General features: G+C 70.4%; 23 protein-coding genes. 5 read left to right on the top strand and 18 right to left on the bottom strand.

Features of this window, described 5'->3' with window-relative positions; all coding sequences use genetic code 11:
* Positions 1-42 precede the first annotated feature (42 nt).
* Positions 43-747, top strand: a complete 705-nt coding sequence (locus OG883_RS38105) for a ribonuclease H (RefSeq protein WP_266551396.1) — start codon at positions 43-45, stop codon at positions 745-747.
* A gap of 439 nt (positions 748-1,186) precedes the next feature.
* Complete coding sequence (locus OG883_RS38100; RefSeq protein ID WP_266551395.1) at positions 1,187-1,576, top strand: hypothetical protein; 390 nt, start codon at positions 1,187-1,189, stop codon at positions 1,574-1,576.
* Between the two features lie 718 nt (positions 1,577-2,294).
* Here the strand turns inward: OG883_RS38100 and hypE are convergent.
* The 16 genes from hypE to OG883_RS38020 all read right to left on the bottom strand — a co-directional run bounded on the left by hypE (position 2,295) and on the right by OG883_RS38020 (position 19,751).
* Positions 2,295-3,368, bottom strand: coding sequence for a hydrogenase expression/formation protein HypE (gene hypE, locus OG883_RS38095; protein ID WP_323181047.1), 1,074 nt, complete (start codon positions 3,366-3,368; stop codon positions 2,295-2,297).
* Positions 3,361-4,485, bottom strand: coding sequence for a hydrogenase formation protein HypD (gene hypD, locus OG883_RS38090; protein WP_266551394.1), 1,125 nt, complete (start codon positions 4,483-4,485; stop codon positions 3,361-3,363). Before hypD ends, hypE begins: the two co-directional genes overlap by 8 nt.
* A complete protein-coding gene (locus OG883_RS38085) occupies positions 4,482-4,802 on the bottom strand; it encodes a HypC/HybG/HupF family hydrogenase formation chaperone (RefSeq protein ID WP_266551392.1) in 321 nt (106 codons plus the stop codon). The genes hypD and OG883_RS38085 overlap by 4 nt, the downstream gene beginning before the upstream one ends.
* 74 nt (positions 4,803-4,876) lie before the next feature.
* Positions 4,877-7,279, bottom strand: a complete 2,403-nt coding sequence (gene hypF, locus OG883_RS38080) for a carbamoyltransferase HypF (protein WP_266551390.1) — start codon at positions 7,277-7,279, stop codon at positions 4,877-4,879.
* The gene (gene hypB / locus OG883_RS38075) at positions 7,276-8,175 is read right to left on the bottom strand and encodes a hydrogenase nickel incorporation protein HypB (protein WP_266551388.1); all 900 of its coding nucleotides are present in this window, start codon (positions 8,173-8,175) and stop codon (positions 7,276-7,278) included. The genes hypF and hypB overlap by 4 nt, the downstream gene beginning before the upstream one ends.
* 3 nt (positions 8,176-8,178) lie before the next feature.
* On the bottom strand, positions 8,179-8,568 hold the full coding sequence (locus OG883_RS38070; RefSeq protein ID WP_266551386.1) for a hydrogenase maturation nickel metallochaperone HypA: 390 nt from the start codon (positions 8,566-8,568) through the stop codon (positions 8,179-8,181).
* A gap of 356 nt (positions 8,569-8,924) precedes the next feature.
* Positions 8,925-9,473 carry a hydrogenase maturation protease gene (locus OG883_RS38065; RefSeq protein WP_266551384.1) on the bottom strand — a complete coding sequence of 183 codons (549 nt, stop codon included), beginning with the start codon at positions 9,471-9,473 and terminating at the stop codon, positions 8,925-8,927.
* Entirely contained in the window at positions 9,470-10,909 is a 1,440-nt protein-coding gene (locus tag OG883_RS38060; protein WP_266551382.1) for a hypothetical protein, read from the bottom strand. Before OG883_RS38060 ends, OG883_RS38065 begins: the two co-directional genes overlap by 4 nt.
* Positions 10,906-11,607, bottom strand: a complete 702-nt coding sequence (locus tag OG883_RS38055; RefSeq protein ID WP_266551380.1) for a DUF6084 family protein — start codon at positions 11,605-11,607, stop codon at positions 10,906-10,908. The genes OG883_RS38060 and OG883_RS38055 overlap by 4 nt, the downstream gene beginning before the upstream one ends.
* Entirely contained in the window at positions 11,604-12,272 is a 669-nt protein-coding gene (locus OG883_RS38050) for a DUF5947 family protein (protein ID WP_266551378.1), read from the bottom strand. Before OG883_RS38050 ends, OG883_RS38055 begins: the two co-directional genes overlap by 4 nt.
* A complete protein-coding gene (locus tag OG883_RS38045) occupies positions 12,269-12,892 on the bottom strand; it encodes a NifU family protein (protein WP_266551376.1) in 624 nt (207 codons plus the stop codon). The genes OG883_RS38050 and OG883_RS38045 overlap by 4 nt, the downstream gene beginning before the upstream one ends.
* Positions 12,889-14,673, bottom strand: coding sequence for a nickel-dependent hydrogenase large subunit (locus OG883_RS38040; protein ID WP_266551374.1), 1,785 nt, complete (start codon positions 14,671-14,673; stop codon positions 12,889-12,891). The genes OG883_RS38045 and OG883_RS38040 overlap by 4 nt, the downstream gene beginning before the upstream one ends.
* 82 nt (positions 14,674-14,755) lie before the next feature.
* Positions 14,756-15,844, bottom strand: a complete 1,089-nt coding sequence (locus OG883_RS38035; protein WP_266551372.1) for a hydrogenase expression protein HypE — start codon at positions 15,842-15,844, stop codon at positions 14,756-14,758.
* 49 nt (positions 15,845-15,893) lie between these two features.
* Entirely contained in the window at positions 15,894-17,729 is a 1,836-nt protein-coding gene (locus tag OG883_RS38030; RefSeq protein ID WP_266551370.1) for a hydrogenase maturation protein, read from the bottom strand.
* A 253-nt stretch (positions 17,730-17,982) separates the two neighbouring features.
* Complete coding sequence (locus tag OG883_RS38025; RefSeq protein ID WP_266551368.1) at positions 17,983-18,342, bottom strand: hypothetical protein; 360 nt, start codon at positions 18,340-18,342, stop codon at positions 17,983-17,985.
* Positions 18,343-18,527: 185 nt separating this feature from the next.
* Complete coding sequence (locus tag OG883_RS38020) at positions 18,528-19,751, bottom strand: saccharopine dehydrogenase family protein (RefSeq protein WP_266551366.1); 1,224 nt, start codon at positions 19,749-19,751, stop codon at positions 18,528-18,530.
* Between the two features lie 152 nt (positions 19,752-19,903).
* Here OG883_RS38020 and OG883_RS38015 point away from each other — a divergent pair, with 152 nt between their 5' ends.
* The 3 genes from OG883_RS38015 (at position 19,904) to OG883_RS38005 (ending at position 22,818) form a co-directional block, all read left to right on the top strand.
* The gene (locus OG883_RS38015; protein WP_266551364.1) at positions 19,904-20,659 is read left to right on the top strand and encodes a TetR/AcrR family transcriptional regulator; all 756 of its coding nucleotides are present in this window, start codon (positions 19,904-19,906) and stop codon (positions 20,657-20,659) included.
* Positions 20,660-20,862: 203 nt separating this feature from the next.
* Positions 20,863-21,972 carry a PP2C family protein-serine/threonine phosphatase gene (locus OG883_RS38010; RefSeq protein ID WP_266551362.1) on the top strand — a complete coding sequence of 370 codons (1,110 nt, stop codon included), beginning with the start codon at positions 20,863-20,865 and terminating at the stop codon, positions 21,970-21,972.
* Positions 21,973-22,062: 90 nt separating this feature from the next.
* The gene (locus tag OG883_RS38005; protein WP_266551360.1) at positions 22,063-22,818 is read left to right on the top strand and encodes an alpha/beta hydrolase; all 756 of its coding nucleotides are present in this window, start codon (positions 22,063-22,065) and stop codon (positions 22,816-22,818) included.
* Positions 22,819-22,847: 29 nt separating this feature from the next.
* Here OG883_RS38005 and OG883_RS38000 read toward each other — a convergent pair whose 3' ends face one another.
* Both OG883_RS38000 and OG883_RS37995 read right to left on the bottom strand, forming a co-directional pair.
* Positions 22,848-23,327 carry a HEAT repeat domain-containing protein gene (locus tag OG883_RS38000; RefSeq protein ID WP_266551358.1) on the bottom strand — a complete coding sequence of 160 codons (480 nt, stop codon included), beginning with the start codon at positions 23,325-23,327 and terminating at the stop codon, positions 22,848-22,850.
* Between the two features lie 188 nt (positions 23,328-23,515).
* Positions 23,516-24,025, bottom strand: a complete 510-nt coding sequence (locus tag OG883_RS37995; RefSeq protein WP_266551356.1) for a DUF664 domain-containing protein — start codon at positions 24,023-24,025, stop codon at positions 23,516-23,518.
* Positions 24,026-24,300 lie beyond the last annotated feature (275 nt).

Here is a 24,300-nt window from a genome sequence, read left to right as displayed (position 1 = left end):
CCCTCGGTCGGCCCTCCCCGCCGGTACTGGCATGATCGAGAGATGTCTGAGCGCATCATCGCCGCCTGCGACGGGGCATCCAAGGGAAATCCGGGGCCTGCCGCCTGGGCCTGGGTCGTCGCCGACGCCCAGGGCCGGCCCGAGCGCTGGGAGGCCGGACCACTGGGCAAGGCCACCAACAACGTCGCCGAACTGACCGCCCTGGAGAAGCTGCTGGAGTCCACCGACCCGGCCGTACCGATCGAGGTGCGGATGGACTCGCAGTACGCGATGAACGCGGTGACGAAGTGGATTGCCGGCTGGAAGCGCAACGGCTGGAGGACCGCTGCGGGGCAGCCGGTCGCCAACCGCGACCTCGTCACGCGTATCGATTCGTTGCTGACCGGCCGCACCGTGGACTTCCTGTACGTACCGGCTCACCAGGTCGGCGGCGACCACCTGAACGCGATCGCCGACCAGGCGGCCGGCGAGGCCGCGGTGACACAGAAAGCCGCCGGCACCTCACGAGGCGCGCAGGAGATGCCCATCCCTGCTCCCGTTGAAGCCACGACGGGCCCACGGTCCAGGGCGACGAAAAAGACCTCCGCGAAATCCCACCCGGCGCGCCCTACGGGGACCATCCGCGCAAAGTTCGCCGGGCGGTGCCACTGCGGTCAGCCGTACGCCGCCAAGGACCTGATCGCGAAGAGCCAGCGGGGCTGGGGACACCCTGACTGCCGCCGCCCCGAGGCCGAAACGGCCGGCTGACCCGTCCCTGCGCCCCCACCCGCGGCGGCCCTCGCCGACGGGTGGCCCCCGAGCATCCGTGCTACCAGGCCGGCAAGGGCCATGAGCGTGGCACTCCGGCCTTCCGCGCGTACGTCACTGTGCGCCGGGAGCCCCTCTTGCCCGCCCGCGCTCCCGCACACAAGGAACACACGGTCGGCTGCACCGGGAAGCAGGAGGGCGCCGCCACTGCCGCGCTGCTCGTCCCGGACGACCGTGGGCGCCCTCGGCGGCGCATCCCGCAGAAAACCGGCCGGTCATGCCCCGGCCGCTCATCGGGCGCCCCGCCCGCCCCTCGTCATCGCCGACCCGACCGGTGACCGATATGGGTGGTTTACTCGTAAATGGGAAGATCCGATCACCCGCGGGGTGGCGTGCGCAGCCGTGCGCCATCACAGACACAGGACAGGCAGGCCAGGTCATGGCGAAGAAGCCGAAGTCATCCCAGCCGTCGCAAGGCGAGGGACCGAGCCGACACCAGGGCAGCCAGCAGCACGGCTGGTCACCGGACGTGGACGAGACCCGCCAGCAGGACAACCCGAGCGCCCATCGCTCATTCCATCCCGAGGAGCACGCCCCCGAGAAGGGCAAGGGCAGAAAGGTCTCCCGGGAGGAGGCGAAGTCAGTCCCGGGAGACACCGCCAAGAGCACCGGCCGCCGGGGCGAGGAGCAAGCCAAGAGGGCCGACGAGGAAGGCATGCACGACACCGGTTCCAGGGGCCGCTCACAGCGCTCCAGCGGCACGAAGGACGCCTCGGCCTTCACCGGCGTGGACCCGCAGGACCCGCCCGGCAAGCGGAGGAACGGCTAGATATCCGCGCACTGCCGCCGATGTCGCCGGAGCTCGCCTTCATAGGGGCGTCGACCTGCGAAACGATCTCGGGGCAAGCGCATCCGGCCACGGCCGGACTCATGCAGCTGTATGACTTCAGGGCGACGCCCCGGAGTCACCCGCAGTGAGGTGCGGTTCAAAGGCCAGTTTTGCGGGCGCTGGTTCCTGCGTCGGCTGCCCTCACTCGACCCGGGTGTACGTCACGTCGAAGTCCGGCGCCCAGACCTCACCGTCGGTCGACCACACCCAGCCGCCCGTGATCGTGTCGCCCCGTTGGTGAAGGCGCCGGTGAATCGCTGATGGATGCCTGGAGCCACACGCCACTGCTTCCACACGCCGTCACTCAGGCTCGTGCCCGGCTCGTGCCGTACGCGCGTGCGACGCCGCGGCCGTCGGCGTACAGCGTCGGCAACTCCCCGGCCGCATCGTCATGGCCCGTCACGGTGAGGGTGGGAAACGGCAGGTTCTCCCCACTCGGCGGGAACGACTGGCTCAGGGCCCACATACGCGCGCTGGACGAGGAAGGCTTCGCCCGCCGCCGTACTCACCCGCTCCGCCCAGACCTCGCGGTTTCGCCCTTCGGCGGGCCCGGTGGAGTCCGGGGCCAGGGGCCGCCCAAGGGGTGCCGGGCGGCCACTGCGTAGTGGCGGCTGCTCCGTGGAGCAGCCGCCACCAGTGCCGCCCGGCAGGGGCCCGGTCAGCAGATTCGGGGCAGCTGCTCCCCGATCGGCAGGTCGACCACCCGTGTGCCACCCAGTCCGGTCCGGGCCACCACCATGCCGGGGTGTGCCTCCACCGCCTCGCCGATCACCGTCGCGTCCGCGCCCAGGGGATGCGCCCGCATCGCGCCCAGAACCGCCTCGGCGTGCTCACGGGGGACGAACGCGACCAGCTTGCCCTCATTGGCCACGTACATCGGGTCGAGGCCCAGGATGGCGCAGGCATTGGCCACCGGCGGCGGGACAGGGACGCTGCGCTCCTGGATGACGACCCCGGTGCCGGAGGCCGCCGCGATCTCGTTGAGTGCGGCGGCCAGCCCACCGCGGGTGGGATCGCGCAGTACGTGCAGGTCCGGGGTCACCGCGAGCATGGCCTCCACCAGCCCGCCCAGGGCCGCGCAGTCGCTCTCGATCTCCACGCCGAACTCCAGGCCCTCGCGGACACTCATGATCGCCACGCCGTGCACGCCGATCGCACCGCTGACGATGACGACGTCGCCGGGGACGACGCGCTGGGGACGCATGTCGACGCCTGCCGGGATGAGGCCGATCCCCGCGGTGTTGACGAAGATCCCGTCTCCGTGGCCTGCTTCGACGACCTTGGTGTCGCCGGTGGCCACTTCGACGCCCGCGGCGCGTGCGGCCGCGCCCATCAGCTCGGCCACGCGTGCCACAACCGCGATCTCGACGCCCTCCTCCAGAATGAACCCGCAGGACAGATAGGCGGCCCGGGCGCCGCTCATGGCCAGGTCGTTGACGGTGCCGTTGACCGCGAGGTCGCCGATGCTGCCGCCGGGGAAGAAGAGCGGCCGCACCACGAAGGAGTCGGTGGAGAAGGCCAGCCGGACACCCCCGAGCGAAACCGCCGCGGAATCGCCCAGTTGCGACAGCACCTCTCCGCCGAAGGCGGGCGCGAAGACGTGCTGGACCAGTTCGGCGGACATGGCCCCGCCACCGCCGTGGCCCATCACCACCCGGGGCTGGTCACGCAAGGGGGCCGGGCAGGTCCACGCCGTGAGGTCCGGTGCACGGAGCTCGGTGGTCTCAGACAACGGGGCTCGCCTCCAGAGATGCGGTCGTGATGTCCAGCCGTCGGTAGAGGTAGTAGGCGGCGCACGCACCCTCGCTGGAGACCATCGTGGCTCCGAGCGGATTGCGAGGGGTGCAGGTGGTGCCGAACGCCTCGCACTCATGGGGCTTGAGCAGGCCCTGCAGAACCTCACCGCTGCGGCACTCGGCCGGTTCCCGGGTGTCGATGCCGGTCACCGAGAAACGGTGCTCGGCGTCGTAGTCCCGGTAACGCGAGGACAGCCGCCAGCCGCTGGCGGGAATGACACCGATGCCCCGCCAGGCGCGGTCGGTGACCTCGAACACGTCCTCCAGCATGGCCTGGGCGGCGCGGTTTCCCTCGGGTCTGACGGCGCGAGGGTAGGCGTTGTCGACCGTGTGCTCGCCGCGTTCGAGCTGGAGGACCGTCCGGCGTACGCCTTCAAGGATGTCCAGTGGCTCGAATCCGGTCACGACGATCGGGACGCGGAATCGTTCGGCCAGTTCCGGATACTCCCCGATGCCCATCACGCTGCACACATGTCCGGCTGCGAGGAAGGCCTGCACCCGGCAGTTCGGGGACTGCATGATCGCCTCGATCGCCGGGGGGACGCGCACGTGCGACACCAGCAGGCTGAAGTTCGGGATGCCGAGCTTGCGCGCCTGGTACACCGTCATCGCGTTCGGGGGCGCCGTGGTTTCGAAGCCGATACCGAAGAACACCACCTCACGTTCCGGGTTCTGCTGGGCAACCCGCAGGGCGTCGAGCGGGGAGTAGACCACCCGCACGTCGCCGCCCTCGCTGCGGACCTGGAACAGGTCTCGGCCGGTACCGGGGACGCGGAGCATGTCGCCGAACGAACAGAAGATCACCCCGGGCCGGGAGGCGATCTCCAGTGCCTTGTCGATGACCTCCAGCGGGGTGACACACACCGGGCAACCGGGCCCGTGGATCAGTTCCACCTGGTCCGGCAGAAGTTGGTCGATGCCGTGCCGGATGATGGTGTGCGTCTGTCCCCCGCAGACTTCCATCAACGCCCATGGTCTGGTCACGGTGGAGTGGATGTCATCGAGCAGACGTCGGGCCAGGCCGGGGTCCTGGAATTCGTCGATGTACTTCACTGCTGGACCTCCTGCGATGCTTCGATGCCGCCGGGCGACGGGGATCCGCTCGCTTCCGCGGCCAGTTCCCACGGGTCGCCGAACTCCTCCTGGAGCATCCCGAGGGTCGCGAACAGCTCGAGCGTCTGCTTGGCCGACTCCTCGTCCAGTCGCTGCAGGGCGAATCCCACGTGGACGATGGCGTACTCGCCGACCTGGAGGTCCGGCAGGTATTCCAGGCACACTTCTTTGACCACGCCGCCGAAGTCGACGGTGGCCATCCGGGTGCCGTCCCGTTCCTCGATGTCCAGAACTCTGCCGGGTACCGCCAGGCACATGGGGGTTCTCCTCGCTGTGGGTGGTGCGTCTGCCATGTGGGTGGTGCGTCTGCCCGGCCTTGCCGGGCGTGGCATCAGTCGGTGGCCGCGCGCCCGTGCCCGGCCGCGGTGCGGGCGGCGATCACGAGCTGACCGAGTGCCAGTCCTCCGTCGTTCGGGGGGATCTTGTGGTGGCGCAGGACGGTGAACCCGTCCTTCCGCAGCGCCCCCGCGCAGGCCGTGGAGAGCAGGGTGTTGGCGAACACCCCGCCGGTCAGGGCGACGGTGTCCAGTCCGTGCTGCTCGCGGGCCATGACGCAGGTCCTGTGCACGAGACCGGCGACCGCTGTGTGGAAGCGTGCCGCGATGAGGGCCGGCGCAGCACCCGCGCGCAGGTCGTCGACGACCGCTGCCAGTACGGGGGCGGGGTCGGCGGTCATTGCGGCCTGACCGGCCGCCACCCCCGGGCGCAGTGCGAACGCGTAGCCGGAGCCGTCCTCTCCGGCTGCCGTCAGCGCGGCGGCCTCCAGTTCAATGGCGGCCTGCGCTTCGTATCCGGCCAGGTGGCACACCCCTGCGAGGGAGGAGACTGCGTCGAACAGCCGACCCATGCTCGAGGTGGGGACGCAGTTGAGGTTCCTCTCCAACTGGCGCTCCAGCAGGCGGCGTTCATCAGGAGGGCAGGCGGCCGCACAGGGAAGGTCCTCGGTCCGGGCAATGCCTGCCGCGCGCAGATGCGCGAGTGCCATGCGGTACGGCCGGCGCACGGCAGCGTCGCCGCCCGGCAGTGGGACGTACGCGAGATGCCCGAACCGGGTGAACCCGTCGTAGTCCGCCAGCAGGATCTCCCCGCCCCACACCGCCCCGTCGTCGCCGTAGCCGGTCCCGTCGAACGCGACGCCGATCACCGGCCGGCTGCCGTCCAGGCCGTGCTCGGCCATCGCGGCCGCGACATGTGCGTGATGATGCTGGACACGCACGACCCGACGGCGACCCGCATGACGCTCGGCCCACTGCGCGGAGCGGTAGCCGGGATGCCGGTCGGCCGCCAGGACCTCGGGAGCCACCCCCGTGATCGACTCCAACTGCCGTTCTGCGCGCCCGAACGCCCGCAGCGTGGCGAGGTCGTCCATGTCCCCGATGTGCGCGGACAGCCAGGCTCTGCGCCCTTCGGCGAGACAGAACGTGTTCTTCAGGTCGCCCCCGGCGGCGAGGGCCGGCCGTACGGGAACGGGCAGGGCAACCGGCAGGGGCGCGTAACCGCGTGCGCGGCGCACCGTGAGCAGCTCGCCGTCGCAGATACGCACCACGGAGTCGTCGCACGGCACATGAATCGAGCGGTCGTGGGTGAGCCAGGCGTCGGCCAGGTGCGCCAGCCGGTCCAATGCCTCGGCGTCGTCGGTGACGATCGGCTCGCCGGCCGTATTCCCGCTGGTCATGACGAGCAGGCGCGGCCCCGGCGAGTCGCCCGGCAGGCCGAGCAGCAAGTGGTGCAAGGGGGTGTACGGGAGCATGACGCCGAGGTCGGGACTCCCCGGCGCGACGACGTCCGACAACCGTGGAGCCCCGGGCCGCAGCAGGGCGCCGACGCGGCGACGCAGGAGAACGATGGGCCGGACGCCGCCGGTCAGCAGTGCGTGCTCCCCGGCGCTCAGGTGCACGAGGGGCTCGATGTCGGCGACGTCCCGGACCATCAGGGCGAAGGGCTTGTCGCCGCGGGCCTTGCGGCGACGCAGCAGGGCCACGGCCCGGGAGTTGGAGGCGTCGCAGGCGAGGTGGTAGCCGCCGAGGCCCTTGACGGCGAGGATCGCGCCACCGGACAGCAGCCTGCGGGCTTCGGCGACCGGGTCCGCCGCTGATCCCGGTAGGGGCGGCCCGCCGGGGGACGCGTGCAGCAGACGCAGGCGGGGCCCGCAGGCGGGGCAGGCGACCGGCTGCGCATGAAAGCGGCGGTCGGCCGGATCGGCGTACTCGCGGGCGCAGTCGGGACACAGCGGGAAGCCGGCCATGGTCGTGTGGGCCCGGTCGTACGGCAGGCCGGTGACGATGGTGAAGCGCGGGCCGCAGTGTGTGCAGGTGATGAAGGGGTGGCGGTGACGCCGGTCGGCCGGGTCGGCCAGTTCGGTCAGACAGTCGGCGCAGGTGGCCATGTCCGGGGAGACCAGCGTGCGCGCGGGTCCCTCCGAGCGGGAGGCGACGATGGCGAATCCGGCACTGCCCGCGGCGGGGACCTCCTGCTGGTCGACGGACTCCACCCACGCCAGCGGGGGCGCCTCGGTGGCGATCCGTTCGCAGAACCGGGCTACGGCCGTGGGTGCTCCCTCGACCTCCGCGACGACGCCGTCTCCGGTGTTGGTCACATGCCCGGCCAGGTCCAGTCCCGTGGCGAGGGTGTACAGGAACGGCCGGAACCCGACGCCTTGTACGACACCCCGGACGGTGACCCGACGGCGCTGATTCGCATCGGCGACGGAGATGTCCGACTGCGGTGTGATCACGAGCGAGTCTGGGCCACAGCGCCGGGGGCGGTGGCCGTGAAGGTCCGGGACCGGGACTCGTCCGGGTGGGGATGTACGTGAGTGTGCGTACCGTCCCCGTCGTGACCGTCCCTGTCGTGACGGTCCCGGTGGTGACCGTCCTCGTCGTGACCGTCCTCGTGGTGACCGTCCTCGTGGTGGTGGTGACCGTGGTGGTGGTGATCGTGCTGCTGCCGGGCCATGACCGGCGCGTGGACCGCGCCGCCGTCCGCCACCGCCATCGCCCGCTCGAGCAGCGCACCCGCTCCCTGACCTGCGCGCGCGGAGGTCAGGAGCACCTCCACCCCGGGGTTGACCTGCGCGACATTCGCCCGGAACGCCGCTTCGTCGAACTCGACGGCACCCGCGATGTCGGTCTTGGTGACCACCACCAGATGTGCCAGACCGAAGGCAGTGGGGTACTTCAGCGGCTTGTCCTCCCCCTCGGTCACCGACGCGAGCACGACCCTCAGGGCCTCGCCGAGGTCGTAGGAGGCCGGGCAGACCAGGTTGCCGACGTTCTCCACGAACAGCAGTCGGGTGCCTTCGGGCAGCCACCCCGCCAGGTGCCGGCCCAGCATCCCGGCCTCGAGGTGGCACAGCCCGTCGGTGAGCACCTGCTTGACCGGCACCCCGGAGCGGGCCAGTCGCACGGCGTCGTTCTCGGTGGCAAGGTCGGCGGTCAGGGCGGCGACCGGCACCCCCCTCTCACGTGCCAGGAGCAGTTCGCGTTCCAGCAGGGCTGTCTTCCCGCTGCCGGGGCTGGAGAGGAGGTTGACCACCGTGGTACCGCGGGCTGCCAGTTCGGCGCGCAGCGTTTGCGCGGTCTCATCGTTCTTGGCGAGTACCGCCTGCTGCAGGTCGACCACACGGCACATGGTTCAGCACTCCTCGGAGATCGGTTCGCGGGTGTGCGCCGGGCCGTCTTCCCAGCGCACGCTGACGATCTGCAGCTCACGGCCCGAGAGCAGCTCTGCAGTCGCCTCCCCGCACAGGGGGCAGCACAGTTGGGGGGGCATGCCGACCGCCCATTCGTCCGCGCACGGCTCGCAGCGGGCACGGCCCGGCACAGGTTCCGCGACCAGTTCGGCGCCTTCCAGCACGGTCCCGGCGCAGGCCAGTTCGAAGCAGAAGGACAGTGCGTCGGGGACGACTCCGGCCAGCTCGCCCACCTGGAGTCGTACGGACGTGACCGCGGTGACGCCGCCGGCGTGTGCGGCCGCCTCCTCCACCTGGCCGACGACAGCCAGCGCGATGGACATCTCGTGCATCGGTCTCCGTTCTGGCAGAGGCCGATCGCCGTCGACCGCCATGGGACCGGTGGACGCCGCACCCGCCCTGTGGGGGGGCTCGCTGGGCGGTGCGGCCTGTCCGGTCGGCTCCATTACACGGCGGGGTACGCGGGCAGCCGTTCTGGCTCGCCGACGCCCCGGCCCGCGTACGCCATTCGGTGCAGCCAAGCGACCCGCGGCGGGGACAACCCTGCGGCCCGTGGCAGGGGCAGCATCACATCCGCCGCATACGCAGGTAGCGCCTGAGGTCGGGCAGCACCTGCTTCACTACGGCGGCGAGAGCGGCGGCAGCAGCGGCAGCGCCGCCGATGACGGACTTGTTCATGGTCTTCTCCTCACTTCGCGGCCGGTCCGGCCGCAGCCCGCTGCGCGGGCGCTTCCTGCTCGCCGTCCCGCACAATGCCCAGGACCAGTCGTACGGCTTCCGGTACTGCGGCGGCCACCGGCGGGCTGATACCGATTCCCTCCTCGACACAGGCGGGTTCGCATCCCACCACCAGCCTGCGCCGGGGCGGGATCCCGCCGGTGCCGGCGCACAGGGTGTCCAGCAGTGCCAGGACCGCGTCGGGGGACATACGGTGGCCGTCGAGCACTGCGTCCTGCGGTTCGATTCCGCCGGGCGTGCCGGCGTCGATCAGATACAGCGTTCCGGGCTCGCCGCCGCGTGCGGTGGCGTCGACCAGGACGAGCGTGTCGTATCCGTCCAGTAGCTGGTACGCCAGGTGTACGCCCCGTACGCCGATGTCCACGACCTCGACGTGCTCGGGCAGCCGTTCCTCGGCCAGCCGGCGCACCGTCTCGACGCCGAAGCCGTCGTCGCCGAGAAAGATGTTGCCCACGCCGGCGACCAGAGTCCGCGCGCTCTCGTGCGGGGGAAGGCTCATACGTCCTCCAGGAGTGCGACTTCGTCGGGCTGGAAGTAAAGGAAGCGTCCCTGCTCGCGGCGGATGTCGGCCCCGGGGTCACCCTCGACGGTCACCGCCAGGTGCACTCCCCCGTCCACATCGTGCAGTACGGCTTCGACCTGCGCGCTGCGGCCCCGCAGGAACAGGTCCTGTGCGTCGCTCCGGCGCAGGCCCGGTTGCAGCAGCACGCGGCTGCCCGGGCCCACCTGCCGGCCGTCGACGAGGACCTGGTCGCGGGCCGGGTCCACGGTGGCGTCACCGGCCGGATCCCACCACGGGGTGTCCGGCCGGACGACATCGTGTCCGTCGGACAGCTCAAGGTCGTCCGGCGAGCCCTGACGGGACGACGGGCCGGGTTCGGTGACCTCCCGAAGGGCCCGCACCGCTCCGTGCAGGCGCTCCAGTACCTCGGGGGGCATCGAGTCGGCCAGGTCGATCACGGCGGCCGCCTTCGCGTCGGTCCCGCGCGCTTCGCGCTTCTCCTGGTCGGTGAGGGCCGCCGTGCGCAGCGCGAGGATCTCGTCGATCTCGGTGGCGTCGTAGAGCGCCCCCGGGCTCTCGGGGGCGATGGCCGGGTGGTCCTCCAGAATGATCGGGGAGGACAGCACCAGGTCCGCGCGGCCGGGTTCACCGGCCAGTACCGGCCAGGTGTGCAGGTTGCGGCAGGAGGCGACCGAGACCTTGGCCCACTCGGGCGGGTCGGTCATCGAAAGAAACGAGCCGGCGCTGAGGCACAGCAGGAGGTGGGTGGCGACCAGCGAGTGCGGCAGTGCCGCGTCGCGGTCGGCGCCGCCGCCGTCCGGCGTCCAGGTGCTGGTGTTCTCCACAACCGCGGTCAACCGCAGCGCCCGGTAGGGGCCTTCGAGTTCCTGCGCGGACAGCCGTACGACGCCGTTGATCTCCTCACAGCGGCGGACCAGGCGGCCCACGAGCCGGCCGTCCGCGTCGAGGACGGGCTCGGTCTCCTCACGGGCGGGGCGGGTGAAGGGGACGCTGACACCGTCCCCGGTCAGCCCGGCCACGGTGGTGGACACCTCGACGCGCTCTTCGGCGCCCTCGTCCCAGGGAACCAGGACGCGGTCGTGGAGGTGCAGTTCGGGCACGGTTTCGAAGGTGCCGTCCTGGCGGGCCTGTTGCACGGTCTTCCGGCGGGCGTGCAGAAACCGCAGCTCGACCGCCAGCGTCGCGCCCGCCTTCGGTTCCATCAGGCATTCGGTGTGCTGGAAGTCGTGTTCTTCGCACTCGGCGCCCCAGGCAGGCGGTACGAGCACCCCGAACTGCCAGCGCAACCGGTTCTTGGCCGCCGAGGCCCGGTAGGGGTACAGCACGTAGCCCTCGAAGAGGACGGCGTCGGCAACCTGCCGGGCGGTGGCGAACCGGGCTTCCGTCTCCGCAGTGAACGCGACTGTCGTCACGGCGCCGTCCTCTCGGTGACACGCGGCCGCAGGGCACCGGCCAGAGCGCGGGCCGGCGGCTGGGGGTCCGGCGGGGCCGCCGCGTCCAGGAGGGCGCGGACGGTCGCCTCCCAGGACGGCAGCGCCCTTTGTGAGCGGAAGGCGAGCAGCGAGTCCATGGTGTCGCGGGGCAGCCGGATCCAGCCGCAGCCCGGAAAGTGCTGCTCGACCATCTCCTGCCACACCTCCACCGGCATCCGGTAGGAGGCCTCCCGGTCCCAGGGCACCGGCTCGACACGGAATCCGCCGGCTCCGGTGAACGCCGTACCGGAGAAGAGCATGAGCAGCGGCACGTCTCCGTCCGAGAGTGCGCCGAAGTACCGGCTCGCGGCGACGTCCATGTCGTAGGTGCAGGGCACCACGAGATCGGTCTCCGTCTCTCCGGTGAAGCTGGGGACCATGAGCGAGACCTGTGCGAACTGCACCGGCTGGAGCGTGCTGCCCCAGCGTGAGCGCTCACCGAACAGATCCGCCAGCCGTTCGGCCTCCGGGGCGTCGTAGCTGCGCCGGGCCGGTTCGATACGGATCTGGCAGCGCAGGGCGAGGGCGTGCACCCGAACGTCTTGGGACGCGGTGATGCGCAGCCGGAAGACCAGGGTGGGTCCGGCGGCGTACCGGTCGGCGCGTACACCGGTGCAGGTGAAGGAGAACTCTGTCACGGCCGGCCCGCCTCCCCGGGTGCTTGGGCGCGTCGCCCGACGTGCTCGAAGAACGCCTGCAGATCGGTCCGCGCCTCTGCCCCGCCGTCAAATCCCTGCCACAGCAGGCGCATTCGGCCCACCAGCTCGTAACAGATGTCGATGGGCACCAGATAGCACTCGGCCCGGCCGTCCGAGCGGCGCAGCAGCAGTGCCTCCACGTCGGGTTCGAGCAGGCCTGCCAGGCGGCTGCCGCCGAGTACGGACTGCCAGGTGGACGGCTCGAGTTCGCTCTCGGTCGCGCCGGCCGGGCTGGGGTAGAGCGCGACCAGCCGGTCCTGCGCGGAGTTGCGGAAGAAGAAGGCGACGCTGACCGGGATCTGCAGGAGTTCCCAGGCGCTGTCTTCGAGATGGTGGCCGGGGTCGGCCAGGTAGCGGTCCGGAACCGTCCGGAAGCGGCCGCCGGCGGCGCCCGGCTCCGCGAACAGCAGGGCACACGGGGTGCAGGCGCACGCCAGCGAACGCTTTTCGGTGTCCACGAGATGCCGGTGGCTGCCGTCGGACACCGGCACCCCGCACAGTTCGCACCGTTCCTGTTGCGGCGGGCGGGGTGCCGTGAACCGGCGCAGACCCCGGAGTTCCGGGGCGGGCCCCGGCCGCTGCGGCCACGCCTGAGGCGCGCTCACAGCGCCTTCGCCGAGGCCGGTCCGGGGGCGGCGGTGCCGGTGGGCGGACGGGTTCCGATCTGGAGCAGAGCCGGCTCCCGGGAGGTGGCGGCCGGTTCCAGTTCCACTGTGGTCACCTCCGGCGCGAAGCAGGACAGGGCGTCCTCGACTGCCTGCTGGGCCGTCGCGCCGGTGCTCGGGCAGCCGCAGCCCTCGCCCTCGCCACCGGAGGACCGCAGGCGCAGCGTGCCGGTGGCGTCGTCGAAGTCCACCACCTCGGCGGGGTGGCTGCGCACGCTGTCCAGGGCGCGCGCGATGCGGGTGGCGGTGTCCTCGGGGTGTACGTCGTGCAGGACCAGCAGGCTCGACACCAGTTCGTCGCCGAGCAGTCCCGCCAGGGTTCCGCCCCCGGGCCGCTTGGCCGCGGGGGCGTCCAGCAGGGTGACGATGCGGGCCAGTCCGGCGCCGTAGAAGTCCATCAGGACCCGCACCAGTTCCTCGGCCGCCGCGCACACCTCTTGGTCACCAGTGGCTGCCAGGCGGTCGAGCACCTCCTCGACGCGGCGCCCGGCCTCCTCCGCGTTGACCGCCCTCGCCGCCCCGCCGACGGGCGGAGCGGTGGCGGCGGCTGCCGCGCTCATCCGGCCAGGCCGCTCAGGCCGGTCGGCACATGCATCTTCTGCACGGTCTTGCCCCCGCCCACGTACATGTGGACGCCGCACGGCAGACAGGGGTCGAAGCTGCGCACTGCGCGCATGATGTCGATGCCCTTGAAGTTCTCCGGCGGGTTCTCCTCGAAGATCGGCGTGTTCTGTACGGCGTCCTCGTACGGGCCGGGTGTTCCGAACGAGTCGCGGGTACTGGCGTTCCACGGCGTCGGCGGGTAGGGGTGGTAGTTGGCGATCTTGCCGTCGCGGATGACCATGTGGTGCGAGAGCACACCGCGGACGGCCTCCGTGAAACCGACGCCGATGCTCTCGTCCGGAACCTCGAACTTCTCCCAGGTCTGGGTGCGTCCGGCACGGACCTCCGCCAGCCCCTTCTCCGCGAAGTGCAGCGCTACGGCGGCGGTGTAGGCCTGGAAGTAGGTGCGGGCCCGGTTGCGCTCCAGTGCGTTGCTCCAGCGCGGGATCTTCCACTCGAAGGTGGTCTCGGGCTTGGTCATCGTGCGCGGCAGGTTGATGACGACGCTGTGGCCGGTGGCCTTGACGTAGCCGACGTCGACGAGCCCGGACAGCGCGGTGGACCACAGGCGGGCGATGGGGCCGCCGCCGGTGTCCAGCGCCAGGTGGTCCTTGCCGTCGAACCAGCGGGGAGACATCACCCAGCTGTACTTGCCGTTGAAGTCCCGCTTCTGGGGGGCGGGGATCGTGTGCTGGTTCCACGGATGCCGAGGATCGACCGGGTTGCCGAGCGGGTCGCGGGTGACGAACTGCTCCTGGCCCTCCCAGTCGTCGTAGTACGAGCTGCCCAGCAGGATCCGGATGCCGAGGTTGATCTCCGTAAGGTCGTTGGTGACCAGCTTGCCGTCGACGATGACGCCGGGGGTGACGAACATCCGCCGTCCCCAGTCGGTCATGTTGGCGTACGTGAAGTCGCAGTACTCGGGGTCGTTGAGCGCTCCCCAGCAGCCGAGCAGCACACGCCGGCGGCCGACCTCCTCGTACCCGGGCAGGGCCTCGTAGAAGAAGTCGAACAGGTCGTCGTGCAGGGGAACGACGCGCTTCATGAACTCCACGTAGCGCATGAGGCGGCTGAGGTAGTCCGTGAAGAGCTGGACGGAGGCGATGGTGCCCACGCCGCCCGGGTAGAGAGTGGAGGGGTGCACATGGCGGCCCTCCATCAGACAGAACATCTCCCGGGTGTAGCGGCTCACTTGGAGGGCTTCGCGGTAGAACTCGCCCTCGATGGGGTTCAGCGACCGCATGATGTCGGCGATCGTGCGGTAGCCGTGGTCTCCGGCGTGCGGCGCTTCGGTGCGCTCGGCCAGCTCCAGGACGCCCGGGTTGGTCTCGCGGACCATCTTTTCGCAGTAGTCGACCCCTACCAGGTTCTCCTGGAAGATGTTGTGGTCGAACATGTACTCAGCGGATTCGCCGAGGTTGATGATCCATTCCGCGAGATGGGGCGGCTTCACGCCGTACGCCATGTTCTGCGCGTACACCGAGCAGGTGGCGTGGTTGTCGCCGCAGATACCGCAGATACGGCTGGTGATGAAGTGCGCGTCGCGGGGGTCCTTGCCGCGCATGAAGACGCTGTAGCCGCGGAAGACCGACGAGGTGCTGTAGCACTCCGCGACCCGCTTCTGCTTGAAGTCGATTTTTGTGTGGATTCCGAGACTGCCCACGATCCGGGTGATCGGATCCCAGGCCATCTCCACCAGGCCGCTGCCGTCGCCGGCCGCCTTCGTCGTCGGTGCCATCGTGTGTGTGCCGTGCCCTTCATGAGGAGGTCGGATCGTCACGCGGGGAGGTCCGCAGGGGGGTGTTGCCAGGAGGACGCGGTCACCACGGCGGCCGGTATCCGGTGGTCAGCTGCTCTCCTGTGTGGCGCCACTTCGGCTCCTTGTCCACGGTTCTGGCCGTGATCGACCGGAGTGTGCGCACTACGGCTCCGTACGCTCCGCTGGCCACGCTGGACACCTTGCCGCCGGGCGGTTCGTCCATGAACGGCATGAACTTGTCGGGGAAGCCGGGCATGGTGCAGGCGATGCAGATGCCGCCGACGTTCGGGCAGCCGCCGATGCCGTTCATCCAGCCCCGTTTGGGCACATTGCATTTGACGACGGGGCCCCAGCAGCCGAGTTTGACCAAGCACTTGGGCGAGTCGTACGTGAGGGCGAACTGGCCCTGCTCGTAGTAGCCGGCCCGGTCGCACCCCTCGTGGACGGTGGCGCCGAACAGCCATGTCGGCCGCAGCTTGTCGTCCAGCGGGATCATCGGGGCGGCCCCCGCTGCCTGATAGAGCAGGTAGGTCAGGGTCTCCGAGAAGTTGTCGGGCTGGATCGGGCAGCCGGGAACGCACACGATGGGAATTCCGGCCTTGGACTTCCAGTCCCACCCGAGGTAGTCGGGCACACCCATCGCGCCGGTCGGGTTTCCTGCCATCGCGTGGATGCCGCCGTAGGTGGCGCAGGTCCCGATGGCGACGACAGCCAGGGCCTTGGGCGCCAGCCGGTCGATCCATTCGCTGGTGGTGATCGGCTGACCGGTCTCCGGATTGTCGCCGAAGCCGCACCAGTACCCTTCCGCCTTGATCGACTCGTTGGGGATGGACCCCTCGACGACCAGGACGAAGGGATCGATCTCGCCGCGTTCCCCCTTGAAGAACCATTCGATGAACGTGTCGGCGCCGCCCACGGGACCACATTCGAAATCGATCAGCGGCCAGTGGACAGCGATCTTCGGCAGCCCGGGCAGCACCCCGAGCACGATTTCCTCGATGCTCGGCTGCATCGCGGCCGTCAGCGCGACCGAGTCGCCGTCGCAGCTCAGTCCCGCGTTGATCCAGAGGATGTGGATCGGGGGCTTGTCCTCGTCGGCCGCGGCGGAGGCACCCGTCGTTTCGGCCGTGGTCGGCGTTGCTGCATCCATGGGGATGTCTCCTCGGGGAGATATGCGACGAAAGCCTGGATTTCAACCTTCAGCTCTCTTGGTAACAGCCGCCGGGTCCTTCTGACGCGTCACACAGGGCCAATCCGGTGACGTTGCCGTCCGGGCGGGGCAGATCCGCCGCCCGCCTTGCGGGCTCGGACACCGCGAGGTGCTGCGGAGTGCGGGACGGGGGTTCCTTGCGGACGAAAGCGCGACGCAGCGCGTGGTAGGGCTCGCCCGGGTCGGAGAAGATACGCAGCATCCGGGCCAGTTCCTCCTCCCGGTAGGCGGCCAGCGGCTTGACGGCCTCCTGGCGGTCCCGTTCCGCCTTCTTCGCGGCGATCCGTGACTGCACCGCGGGCGAGGAAGCCAGTTGCGCGGCCGACCGAGCGACCTCGCCGGTGAAGTACTGCGGTGCGCACTCCACCACCCGGTCCACCAGGCCGAGCCGCTGCCCGGCCACCGCGCTCACCGGCAGCGCCTGCCGGGTGAGCCGGTCGGCCACGGCGGTGCCCACTCTGCGGGGCAGCGTGTACGTCCAGTACTCGGAGCCGTACAGACCCATCAGGCGGTAGTGCGGGTTCAGCACCGCGCCCGCCCTGCACCACACCTCGTCCGCGGCCAGAGCCAGCATTACTCCGCCCGCGGCGGCGTTACCGCCGATGGCGCAGACCACCAGCCGGTCGGTCGTCGTCAGGACGGCTTCCACCAGGTCGTCCATGGCGTTGATGTTGGCCCAGGACTCCGCGCTCGGGTCGAGGGCCGCCTCGATCACGTTGAGGTGGATGCCGTTGGAGAAGAAGTCCCGGCTGCCGCCCAGAACCAGGACCGCGGTGGGCCGGGAGCATGCCGTCCGGTAGGCATCCAGCAGTCGGCGGCACTGCGTCGTGCTCATCGCGCCGCCGCGGAAGGAGAACGACAGGAAGCCGACGTGTCCGTCCTCCCGGTAGCGGATGTCGGACCAGGTGCGAAGGTGCGTGCGTGTATCCGCTTCCGTGTCCGTGTCCGCGTCCGTGTCCGCGTGCAGGGGCGCGGGGTGCTCACGCACGGCGGGCAGCCGTCCGGCGAGTGCGAGAACGGCGGGCAGTTTGAAGGTGGCGGGTTCCCCGGGCCTACGGCGGGGCCTCAGCTCGGGAATCCACACGGCACCGTCGGTGGTCGCCCGGCAGATCGCGCCTGCCCTGGTGGCCAGCAGCTCGCCCGGACGGCCGCGCAGCCCGTCCTCGGGATGGCCGCCGTGGAGATACCACTCCTCACCGAGCAGTTCATCCAGCACACCCGGCTGCGAGTCGGCGGCGCGCAGCTTGCGGACAACCGTCTCGGTCGAGTCCGACTCCCACTCGATCCGGCGGAGCACCTGGCGGAAGTACGGCCGGGCACGGCCGTCACCCGCCGCGGGACCGCCCGTCTGCGGCCGGGGGGAGTACGTACCCGCAGCGAATCGCTCAACGGCCAGCAGCACCGCCGACAGCGCGGCGTCGGACACCTCGTTCCGGTACAGGTCGCTCTTGGCCACCGGCGGTACCGGGCAGGCGACCGACGCCCACACGTCTCCCGCGTCCATGTCCGCGTTGGCCTGCAGGACGGTCACGCCCCACCGTGTCGCGCGCTCGTGGATCGCCCAGTCGAGGGACGACGGTCCGCGGTCCCCCACGGGCCCGGGGTGGACGACAAGACACGTGTGTGCCGCCCACACCTCGCGGGGGATGGCGGTCTTCAGCATGGGGGCCACAACGAGGTCGGGCTCGTGCCGGCGGACGGCATCCCCTATCGAGGTGCCGTCCAGTGCGAGCTCCACTGCCACGCTGTGCCCGCGGTCCCTCAATTCGGCGTGGACTCGCTGCGTAAGGCTGTTGAACGCGCTCGCGACAAGCAGGATGTGCATGGCAGCCTCCCCGGCGACCTGGCGGCTCGTGGCCGAGAGAGGTCCGGCCGCCTGCGATCGTCGGACACACTCGGCCGAGCAGGGCCGACACCCAGCCGTAGGGTCACCCGAAAGCGAACGTTCAGCCGCCACTCAGCGGTGAGGGTCTCCGCCGGCCGGGTCGCCGGTGTCCGTACGCCCCGGCGACCCGGCCGTCGAGGAAGCGGCCTGCCCCGGGACCGCGGCATGCGGGCAACGCCGAACGAGGCGACCTCTACCGGCAGATGAGCTTGTAGGCCGTCGCACCCGGCCGGGCGCGGAACTTCACCTCGTGCCCCGCGTCGTCGGTGAAGACGGCCTCCGTGTCGGACTTCACGGTCATCGTGCCGCTCTGGGTGGGGTTGTCCCACCCGTCGGGCGGGTTTCCCGAGCCGTCGGAGAGAGGGGTCTCCGCTTCGAAATACGTCGAGCCGACACGGGCCTCGTCGATTCCGCAATGCGTGGAGAGGTCGAAGGGCATCGTCCGGCCGGACGGCGTCGCCCGGACAGCCTCTGCGCCTTCGTCGTCCTTGGCACAGCCGGTGAGCACCCCGGCAGCCAGCACGAGAGTGAAGATGATTCGTCCGGCTCTCACGGTCACGGCCTTACGACGCTGGGGCCGAGTCGGCGGTTCCGTACCTCATGGAGGGCGGGTTGCCGGCTGCCTGCGGATAGCCACCCCCGAATGGTGCCGGACGGACGCCGTGCGCCGCGGAACAGACTGCGGCGGCCGCCGGTGCTCCGTGGCCCAGCAGTGCCGCCCTTCTCCGGCGTGGGCCGTCACTGCTCGCGCATGCCCCAGGGCGAACCGTACTCGGTCAGCAGGTCCAGGAACGGCCGGGCGGGCAGGGCCTCGGGGCCGAGGATGCCGCTGCCGGACCACGTGCCGGCGGCGATCAGTTCCAGGGCCACAACGGGGTTGATCGCGGTCTGCCACACGACGGCCTGGCAGCCGTATTCGCGCATGGACCACTGGTTGTCGACCACGTGGTACAGGTAGACCTCGCGCGGGCGGCCGTCCTTGGTGCCCTTGACCCAGGTGCCCGCGCAGGTCTTGCCGTGCATACGCTCCCCCAGGGTCGCCGGGTCCGGCAGGCAGGCAGCGACCACGTCCCGCGGGGAGACGTGGACCGTGCCCGATCCGTCCGCCGCGGGCACCGGCACCGGATCGGTGCGGTCGAGGCCCAGCAGATGCAGCGTCTGCAGCGTACGGATGAAGTCCTCACCGAGGCCGTACTTGAAGGTGACGCGCCGCGCGTCCACCCAGCGCGGCACGAGCAGGACTTCCTCGTGCTCGACGTTGACGCACTCGACGGGTCCGATCCCCTCGGGGAAGTCGAAGACCTCGGGCTCACTGAAGGGTGCGGTGGTGAACCAGCCGCGGTCGGCCTCGTAGACGACCGGAGGATTGAGGCATTCCTCGATGGTGGTCCAGATGCTGAATGAGGGCGCGAAGTCGTAGCCGTCGACCGTGAGGTTCGCCCCGTCGCGGATGCCGATCTCCTCGATCTCGTCGAAGAGTTCCTCGGCGGCGTGCCGGGCGAAGACGTCGGACAGTCCCGGCTCGACGCCGATGCCGACGAGGGCGAGGGATCCGGCCTTCTCCCAGTCCGCGGCCCGCTCGAACTGGGTGTCGCCGAGCTTGACGCCGCAGAGTTCGTACGGGTGCTCCGGGTGCGGGCGGGACAGCGACATCGCCATGTCGAGATAGTGCGCCCCGGCGGCCAGGGCCGCCTGGAACAGCGGCATCACGAACCGGGGATCGGTCGCGTTGAGCAGGACGTCGCAGCGCTGCCGCTGCAGCAGGGCGGTGACGGCCCCCTCATCGCTCGCGTCGATCCGTTCGGCGCTGAAGCGGTCGTCCGGCGCCAGGGCCGCAACGGCGGCTTCGGCGCGGGAAAGGTCGTAGTCGGCAACGACCACGTGGTCGAAGAAGGACCGGCGGGCCGCGATCCGGGTGATGGCGGTACCTACGCCGCCGGCTCCCACGAGAAGAACACGCATCGCCAAACTCCGTTTCCTGGAAAACAGCCTGCGGGGCGCTGCCTGTGCGCGGCGCCTGTCGGAATCCGATCCAACGCGCACGCCTCTGTTCACGTCAATGATGTTGGCATAAGGTCGGGGGATCATGGCGGTGGTTGTGGAGGGAGCGTGTCGTGCCCAAGCCCGTGGTGCCTGAGGAGGCCCGGCGGCGACGTCGTCCCACGAAAAGCGGTGCCGTGCTCTCGGAGCAGCTGATCGTGGAGACCGCGCTGCGCATGCTGCAGGAGCACGGGAGCTCGGGCCTGACCGTCCGCCGCCTCGGTATCGCCCTGGGTGCGGACCCGAGCACGCTGTACCGGTACTTCAGCGGCATCGACGATCTGACGCTCGCCATCGGGAACGTGCTCGTAGGACGCGCCCTGGCAGGGTGGGAAGGCACCGGTGACTGGCGCGCCGACCTGCGGGAGCTGGGGCTGCGCATCCATGCCGCGTATCTCGGACATCCGCAGGCAGCGGTGCTGACCGCCAGCCGGGTGACCGGCAAGGCGTACGAGGTGGCGGCCGACGAAACGATCCTGGGGCTGCTGCGCACCGCCGGCTTCACGGACGCCGCCGCGGTCCGGATCTATCACGCGTTCATCGACCAGAGCCTCGCGTTCGCCGCGCTGGACGCGGCCTCCCTGGCGCTGCCGGCGGCGGCACGGGAGGCGGACGAGGAGGTCTGGCAGGCCACGTACGCCCGGCTGCCCGAAACCACCCATCCGCACATCGCGGCGACCGCGCACCTGCTGGTTGCCCGGATGAACCACAGTGCGTATCCCACCGCGCTCGAGATGCTGCTGGACAGCGCATCGGCCCAGCTCGTCGCATCACGGCGCAGTGAGCGCAGCAACCGCGGCGAGTGCGGAAGCGGAAGCGGAAGCGGCTGAGCCTGTCGCGGAGCGACCCGACCGCACCGCATGCCCGGCCCTCCCCGGTGGTGAGGTGCCGGCCGTGAGATCCGGCTGGGGCATGGGGTGCCAACGCCCGGACCGGAGCCCCCACCACCCGACGTCGCCGATATCGAGGGTGGTGCACGACACGACTCGCCGCGTGAGCGGTCCTGGTGGGCGGGGCTCTTAGGGTGCGCCTTATGCCTCGTAGGAGTCCTTCCCCGGATTGGCGCACCCTGCTTCTGCGTCAGGGGTGGCTCTGGTGGCTGCCGTTCGCCGCTGTCGTGCTCGATCTGATCGTGGATCTGGCCCTCGACGGACGGGAGCCCGTGAGCTTCCTGCTCACGGGCGTGCCTCCGCTCGCCGCGGCGACGCGCGGCCCGCGTGGCACCGCGTTCTCCGCCGTCGTCTGTCTGGGGTTGCAGATGCTCCTGGCGGCCCGCCGCCCCGGCCACTTCGACGAACAGCACCATGTGGCCCTGTACTGCGCAACGCTGCTCATCGGGATCGCCAGCACGGCCCTCTCCTGGCAGCGGGAGCGCGCCAGGCAGCATCTGATCCGGGCGAATTCGGTCGCGGAGGCGATGCAGAAGACCCTGCTGCGCCCGGTGCCGCGCCGGCTCGGTCCGGTACGTGCCGCCGGGTTCTACTCGGCCGGTGAGGGCGGCACCCTTGTCGGCGGCGATCTGTACGACGTGTGCACCACACCCTTCGGAGTACGGGCCATCATCGGCGACGTACGCGGCAAGGGGCTGGATGCGGTGCAGACGGTCGCGGCGGTCCTGGGCAGCTTCCGGGTGTCCGCGCACGAGTGGGAGAACCTGAGCAGTCTGGCCGAGCGACTGGAACTCAGCATCGCCCGCAACAGCCCGGCCGGCGACGAGGGTGACCCCGAACTCTTCGTGACGGCGCTGGTGCTGGAGTTCCCGCTCGCGGGCGGTGAGGTACGCGTCGTCGACCGCGGCCACCCGCCGCCCATCGTCGTCGGCCCCGAGGGCGCCCGGCGACTGGACACCGCGCCCGCACTTCCGCTGGGGCTCGGCGGGCTGTCCCCCGGCGGGGCCGTGGAGACCACGGTGCATCCGCTGGGGCCCGGCGAACTGCTCGTCGTACACACGGACGGCGTGAGTGAGGCGCGTAACGCGGACGGCGTGTTCTATCCGGTGCTCGAGCGGCTCACGGAGCGTTTCGGCGGTGAGCGCGCCCCGGACCCCGAGGACGTCGTGTCGTTCGTACGGGCCGACGCAGAGCACTGGTCGGCGGAGTTCGAGGAGGACGACCAGGCCGTTCTCGCTCTGACGCTGAGGTAGCGAGCGCACCCGGCAACGGCGCCTCACCGCACCGAGGACGACCGTGCCAGGATCGTACGGACGCGCCCAGGACCACCCCGCGGAGGGCTCATGCCGACAACGGAAACGCACACCGTGCCCTATGCACATCAGCCCGAGCCGGGCGGTGGGAGCAAACTCCTCGACGTGTACCGCCCCGCGGATGATCTGCCATCAGCTGCCTGCGTCCTGCTCTGGCACGGCGTGGGCCCCGACGAGAGGGACGTTCTCGCTCCTCTGGCACGGGAAGTGGCACACAACGGCGTCGTTGTGTTCGTGCCCGACTGGCGCGCCGACTCCGCCGACCTCGGCCGCTCCCACCTTCTGGACTCGCTGCGCTTTGTCCGGGATCACGCGTCCGAATTCGGCGGGGACCCCGCCCGCATCACCGTGGCCGGATGGTCAGCCTCAGCCGCGGCGGCCATCGGCATCGCCCTCCACCCGGAGCTCGTCGACGGCTGGCGTCCGACGGCCGTCGTAGGCATCGCAGGCCGTTACGACTGGCCCGCCCGCACCACCGGAACCATCCCGGGCGAGGACCTGGCGGACGTGCACCCTGCCCCCGTCCCCGTCTGGCTGATCCACGGCGCCAAGGACACCCGCGTGGACGGGCAGCACTCCCGCTCCTTCCACGCAGGCTTGCGGGCACACGGGTGGCCCGCTCACCTGGAAGAGCCGGATGCCGATCATGTCGGCGTCGTCATGACCGAGTACGACCCGGAACTTCAGCGCTGCCGGCCCACAGACGTGGAACACATTCTGCAGGCGGGCAGGTTGACGGCACGTTCGGTGGTCCGTGCGGCGAGTGGGGCACCACCGCACCAGTAGTCGCTACCGCCGGGTGTCCCTCCGAAGGTCTACGCGATCACGCGGCCCGGCCCGCCCGCCCCGCCGCCTGCACCACGAAGTTCGGCCATCGCGAGCGCTGCCTCCTCGCGCACGGCAGCATCAGGATGGCCAAGAAAGGGCTCGATGATCGGCCGTGCAGCGGGGTCATGGGTCGCGGACAGGCTGAACAGCACGTACTCAAGCAGCAGAGGTTCAAAGGCATCGATGCCGGCGGCCAGCGGCTCGACCGACGAGTAAGGGAGCTTGTACCGAACCCCGGCGTTGGAGACAGCGTGCAGGGCCGACTCCCGTACCGCGTAGTCCACGTCGGACACCGCCCGCTCGACCAGCCACCCGACGACCCGCTCGGCGTCGGCCTGGCTCAGGTAAGCCGAGTCCAGCAGATCACCGAGGTCATCGGCACAGAAGTCCCGCTGCCGGGCGTCGACATGACTCAGCGTTGCCCGTGCAGTCCTCAATCGTTCCCGCACCTGTCCGTGCTCATCCACGGGGTAGAGCGTAGAGGCACCCGGCCGGCACCGTGCTCTCCACGTCCCTGGAGAGCACGGCCGAGGTCGTGGACCAGGCGCGCGACCAGCGGTGCGTCGAGTTCCCGCTCGGCATCCGGCCCAGGGCCCGAGCGGCGCGGGGGCGGGCGGCGTGCCGAACCCGCGCCCCGTACGGGCCGCCGGCCTTCTTACCGGCGCTCCAGGAACCCGCGGATGAATGCCGCCTGCCCGACGTGCTGAAGTTCGTCGGCAATGACGCTGACCAGACGGACGCCCAGGGTGACCGGCGGGGACCAGGACTCGTCCACGACGCGGTCCAGCGCCGCGTCGTCGAGTCCGCGTACGAAGCGCGAGGTCTGCTCGTGAACGGCGTCGTAGTAGCCGAGCAGCAGTTCGGCGGACTGGGCTCTCAGCGCGGCGACCTGCTTGCTGGAGTGGCCGAAGCCGGTCGCCTTCTTGGGGAAGGGCAACTCGAAACGGGCCGCCCAGTCCTGGGAGAGCCACACCTGCTCAACGCCGGCCGCGTCGGCAACGTGATGGTCCTGGATGCGCGACAGATGCCACACGAGCCAGGTGATGGAATTCGCGTCGGTGTCCAGCCGGGCGTTGAGATCATCCGGCGCGAGCCCCTCGACGGCGGCGTGTACTTCCTCCCTGACGCGCTCGAACGCATCTGCCAGCAAGTCTGCGCTGTTCATGCACTGATCCTCGGTACTGGGCGATCCCGACGGCGAGTGGTTGTGCCTCGGAACCACCATGGACCGCTTCCCGTTCCGGCCATGCGTTCGACACGCGCAGAGTGGCGTGCACAATTGAACGCCGTGCGCTTCGCGAGCGGCAACGTCACCGTGCGCCTGGGCGCGGCGAGGGACCGAGACAGATGGTTTCGGCCAATAGACGTCTTGAATATGCGTCACATCTGCCCGGAATCCTGTGGTGACAAGAATGCGAGGGTGTGGATACTCATTGATTA

It is taken from the genome of Streptomyces sp. NBC_01142 (assembly GCF_026341125.1).
Classification (GTDB): domain Bacteria; phylum Actinomycetota; class Actinomycetes; order Streptomycetales; family Streptomycetaceae; genus Streptomyces.
This window is presented reverse-complemented; position numbering and strand designations above follow the sequence as displayed.

What these genes read in the sequence shown, in the direction of transcription:
- OG883_RS38105 (WP_266551396.1), top strand. Translation starts at nt 43, where the DNA reads ATGTCTGAGCGCATCATCGCCGCCTGCGACGGGGCATCCAAGGGAAAT.
- OG883_RS38100 (WP_266551395.1), top strand. Translation starts at nt 1,187, where the DNA reads ATGGCGAAGAAGCCGAAGTCATCCCAGCCGTCGCAAGGCGAGGGACCG.
- OG883_RS38085 (WP_266551392.1), bottom strand. Translation starts at nt 4,802, where the DNA reads ATGTGCCTGGCGGTACCCGGCAGAGTTCTGGACATCGAGGAACGGGAC.
- hypB (WP_266551388.1), bottom strand. Translation starts at nt 8,175, where the DNA reads ATGTGCCGTGTGGTCGACCTGCAGCAGGCGGTACTCGCCAAGAACGAT.
- OG883_RS38070 (WP_266551386.1), bottom strand. Translation starts at nt 8,568, where the DNA reads ATGCACGAGATGTCCATCGCGCTGGCTGTCGTCGGCCAGGTGGAGGAG.
- OG883_RS38065 (WP_266551384.1), bottom strand. Translation starts at nt 9,473, where the DNA reads ATGAGCCTTCCCCCGCACGAGAGCGCGCGGACTCTGGTCGCCGGCGTG.
- OG883_RS38045 (WP_266551376.1), bottom strand. Translation starts at nt 12,892, where the DNA reads ATGAGCGCGGCAGCCGCCGCCACCGCTCCGCCCGTCGGCGGGGCGGCG.
- OG883_RS38040 (WP_266551374.1), bottom strand. Translation starts at nt 14,673, where the DNA reads ATGGCACCGACGACGAAGGCGGCCGGCGACGGCAGCGGCCTGGTGGAG.
- OG883_RS38035 (WP_266551372.1), bottom strand. Translation starts at nt 15,844, where the DNA reads ATGGATGCAGCAACGCCGACCACGGCCGAAACGACGGGTGCCTCCGCC.
- OG883_RS38030 (WP_266551370.1), bottom strand. Translation starts at nt 17,729, where the DNA reads ATGCACATCCTGCTTGTCGCGAGCGCGTTCAACAGCCTTACGCAGCGA.
- OG883_RS38020 (WP_266551366.1), bottom strand. Translation starts at nt 19,751, where the DNA reads ATGCGTGTTCTTCTCGTGGGAGCCGGCGGCGTAGGTACCGCCATCACC.
- OG883_RS38010 (WP_266551362.1), top strand. Translation starts at nt 20,863, where the DNA reads ATGCCTCGTAGGAGTCCTTCCCCGGATTGGCGCACCCTGCTTCTGCGT.
- OG883_RS38005 (WP_266551360.1), top strand. Translation starts at nt 22,063, where the DNA reads ATGCCGACAACGGAAACGCACACCGTGCCCTATGCACATCAGCCCGAG.
- OG883_RS37995 (WP_266551356.1), bottom strand. Translation starts at nt 24,025, where the DNA reads ATGAACAGCGCAGACTTGCTGGCAGATGCGTTCGAGCGCGTCAGGGAG.